Raw genomic sequence first — 3,889 nt, 5'->3', positions numbered from 1 at the left:
CCAAAGAGGTCGGCAAGGCGGCAATCACTCCGCCGTGGTTATACGGAATGTTTGGCAAAGATCCAAAAGAGCTCTTAGCACTCAACAATATTCGTAATAAGAACCGAATCTACCCGGGTCAAAAACTCATCCTGGAAAAATCCAGTGAACCTGAAGTACCAAAAGAACTAAAACTGCCTAAAACCGAAGATCCTTTCCCATCTGATAGTGAGCAGGATAATAAAGGCGAAGTTATTGTTGCCGCCGCTAGCAGTGAAAACTTATCCGATGAAGGCAAGGTAATAAAAACACCCAGTTCTGCAGCTTCCGACGCCGAAGACAGCAAGCCATCCGAGCAGTCCATGGAAGAATCCAAAAAACAGGTTGCCGATGAAACAATTGTCGTGGCTGATGAAGAGGAAAAAATCACTACCGAAAGCGGTGACACTGAAGCGGCTGACGCTACTGAAAGCGAAAGCTCACAAATTGAAGAAGAACCTTCTTTGATGGCAAACATTTCACCTGAAGTACTAGGGATCTCTGTCAAAAAATCCCCTGCGAGTGAAGAAGGCGGTAATAGCGTCATGAGCGCTGATGAAGAAGCCCTGAACGACCCAGGCGAATCCATTGGTGATGCTGCAATTTCGGAATCACAAACCGAGCTTTTGGCGGATCCCACAGATTATTCAGTTTCAAAAAACAAAACCATTGAAGTGCAGGCCGCGGAAACCCTGGGTCACTACGCGGAATGGTTACAATTGCGCGCCAGTAATTTACGCCGCATTAACCGCATGCGTTACGGCAAACCCGTTGTAGTTGGTAAACGATTGAAACTAAAATTTACCAAGGTAACACCGGAAGAATTTGAGGAACAGCGCATCGCGTATCATCGCGCCTTACAAGAAGAGTTTTTTGAACAATACCAGATTACCGGTTCAGACAAGCACAAGATTCGTCGCGGCCAATCAGTATGGAAACTGACCAAACGAACTTACAAGATTCCTATTTGGCTCTTGCGTCAATACAACCCTGACCTGGATATGGATAAAGTAAGACCGGGCACCATTATTACTTTCCCGAAAATTGAGCAACGTACTAATGATAACAAATCCGTGCAGCCAGACTCTGCCGGTAAAACCGTTGCCTCTAAAGCAGCAAACTCTTAGAATAAGCGCCCGCTCTGTATAAATAATGACAGAGTGGGTAATGTCTACTGGATTTCCTCTATACTAGTGTTGACTGGAATCGGCACCCCTTAGCGGCTTAGCTGCCTATCAACGTTGTAGAACATTTAATCTATCGTTAATGCGGTCGATAATAGATTAAATGGAGACACGAACAAATTCTTCGCGTTATTCCAGTGCTAAAACTATATACAGGATACGTTGGCCTTACCAACGGGTAACGGGAATGGAAAAAGCAAACAAAGACAAACGGGTTTTCCCTCGGATCGACACCGAGTGTCCGGTTTTGTACAGTATTGGTAGTTCGAAAAAATGGCAAGTGGCTATTCTAAGCAACATGTCTGCAACTGGCCTGCTAATGCAAACAAAAGAACAATTAAGCGATGACGTTGCTATTTCCATAATGACCAAACCAGGCACGAACCGCCTGGTGCCGGAAATTTCGGCGAAAGGTGTTGTAACCCGGTGTGTGAAAAAAACTGAGCATCAATTCGATGTCTCCTGTAAGCTCACTGAGGTTAAATCGCAAAAATAGAACGATACTTCCATCTCATTTACCCTCTTACAGCATTATTCCCTCGTAAATGATCCTCTGTAACTGACTACAGAATCCTGCTGGTTCAATAATTGTCCAATTGTTCAAGTACTTAGCCTTGGCATTTTTGGCTACAATAACGGTATTAAAGGAAAAAACGTGTATTAGTATATTCTAATATTATGTTGTATTATTGGCGTAACGTCGATTTGAATCATTTATTTTTTACGGAATAAGAAAGTCGCGACAGGTTAAGGGCTAGTATTCCCCAGCGTACCATCGCTTGAATTATTATTGTCTGTCGAAAGGCTTCCTTTATGAATACTGATTATTTGCGAGGCAACACTATGAAATCAGAAAACCGCAGTCCATTCCTAACAATACTCGCTACTACCATCAGTGTTGTCAGTATTATAAGTAGCGCAAACGCTGCTGACCTGCCATTTGATGTCTATACAGCACAATATAAGCCTTATCCTACTTACCAGTCTTTCGATGCCAGTGTGGAAGCTGTTCGACGCGCTACGGTTTCATCGGAAACCAGTGGTCGAATCAGTGAAATCAATTTTGATGTTGATGACTTTGTAAAAAAAGGCAGTGTTCTGGTTCGAATTACCGATGCAGCTACCCGCGCACGACTATCCGGCCTGGAAGCCAATGTCAGTGAAGCAGAAGCGCAATATAACGTTGCACTGTCCGAATTCAATCGAATCGAAGGCGTTTACGAAAAAAAGCTGGTCTCCAAATCTGCCTTCGATAAAGCTGAGGCAGAACTCAAGGCAGCCACGCAGCGTCTCAGTGCAGCAAAAGCCAAGGTGAAGGAAACACTGGAACAACTGAAATATACTGTAGTGAAAGCACCCTACTCTGGTGTTGTGGCCGAACGTCATGTTGAACTTGGGGAAATGGCCAAGGTAGGACAACCTCTGCTTACCGGTTTTTCATTAAATGAATTACGCGCCGTTACGTACATACCTCAATCAATGGTTACCCGGATTCGTGCTGCGAAAGAAGCACAGATAATCATCACCGGACAAGATCAGGAACCTCTACGATCAAGCCTGATTACCGTTTACCCTGAAGCCGACCCTGATACTCATACTTACAAAGTCCGTGTAAAACTGCCTTCAGTGCCGGAAGGCATATATCCCGGCCACCTGGTTAAAATACAGTTTACTACCGGCGAAGCGCAGAAAATGCGCCTGCCCTTGCAAGCCATTATAAGACGCAGCGAACTTCAGGCCGTTTATGTTGTTAAAGACAACGATGTTTCATTACGCCAAATTCGGCTTGGAAAAATCAATACCGACAATACCGTTGATATCCTCGCCGGCCTGGACTCCGGGGAATCAGTAGCACTGGACCCGGTACGTGCTGGTATTTTTCTCAAAGAAAAATCTAACCAATAAAACCAACGAGAAGAACCACGCTAATGAACAACAATCTTGGTTTCTCCGGCAAAATTGCCAAAACATTCTTAACTTCCGAGTTAACACCACTGCTCGCACTGGTAGGCTTGTTAATGGGTGTATTTGCAGTATTAGTTACTCCCAAAGAAGAAGAACCGCAAATTAATGTCACCTTTGCCAATGTATTTGTTGCCTTTCCCGGTGCGTCCAGCAAAGAAGTGGAGCAGTTGGTAAGCACGCCTGCCGAACAGGTTTTATCGGAAATCCAGGGTATCAAACATGTGTACTCCGTATCCAGGCCTGGAATGGCAGTATTAACTGTCCAGTTTAAAGTGGGCGAAGATCGTACCCAGGCTATTGTGCGTTTGTATAACGCTATCTTTTCCAACCAGGATTGGCTACCGAAAAATCTTGGTATAGAACAGCCACTCATCAAACCTATGGGAATTGATGACGTCCCTATCGTAGCGCTTACTTTATGGAGCAAATCCCCAAATGTGACAAGCTATGATATTCAAAAGGTTGCTCATACGCTGGAAGTGGAATTAAAAAGGATCAAAGGCACACGCGATATTTATTCCATTGGTGCCGTTGATCATGTAGTTCATGTCGTTCCCGATATCGACAGGCTGGCTGCTTATGACTTAACACTGTCCGATTTAAAAATGGCATTACAGGGGGCCAACCAGTCCAGCAACAATGCAAAAACGATAAATGCCAACAAAGAACTTGTATTACAGATTGGAACCTACTTCCGTAATGCTGACGAAGTTGCCCAACTT

At 44.3% G+C, this 3,889-nt stretch carries 4 protein-coding genes; all 4 read left to right on the top strand.

Going from position 1 to position 3,889, the window contains the following annotated elements; translation table 11 throughout:
• Positions 1-1,145 (top strand): LysM peptidoglycan-binding domain-containing protein (locus tag ACWVCM_RS12790; RefSeq protein WP_455202145.1); only part of this gene is annotated, 1,145 nt, incomplete at its 5' end.
• A 244-nt stretch (positions 1,146-1,389) separates the two neighbouring features.
• The gene (locus ACWVCM_RS12785) at positions 1,390-1,698 is read left to right on the top strand and encodes a PilZ domain-containing protein (RefSeq protein WP_455202144.1); all 309 of its coding nucleotides are present in this window, start codon (positions 1,390-1,392) and stop codon (positions 1,696-1,698) included.
• A gap of 317 nt (positions 1,699-2,015) precedes the next feature.
• Positions 2,016-3,107, top strand: coding sequence for an efflux RND transporter periplasmic adaptor subunit (locus tag ACWVCM_RS12780; protein ID WP_455202143.1), 1,092 nt, complete (start codon positions 2,016-2,018; stop codon positions 3,105-3,107).
• A 23-nt stretch (positions 3,108-3,130) separates the two neighbouring features.
• The coding region (locus ACWVCM_RS12775; RefSeq protein WP_455202142.1) for an efflux RND transporter permease subunit at positions 3,131-3,889 on the top strand (759 nt) is incomplete at its 3' end.

Source organism: Kaarinaea lacus (genome assembly GCF_975902315.1).
Note: the sequence above shows the minus strand (reverse complement) of the source record. Positions and strands in the feature narration are given on the sequence as shown.

Coding starts and splice junctions, on each gene's coding strand:
- ACWVCM_RS12780 (WP_455202143.1), top strand. CDS start 2,016: ATGAATACTGATTATTTGCGAGGCAACACTATGAAATCAGAAAACCGC.
- ACWVCM_RS12785 (WP_455202144.1), top strand. CDS start 1,390: ATGGAAAAAGCAAACAAAGACAAACGGGTTTTCCCTCGGATCGACACC.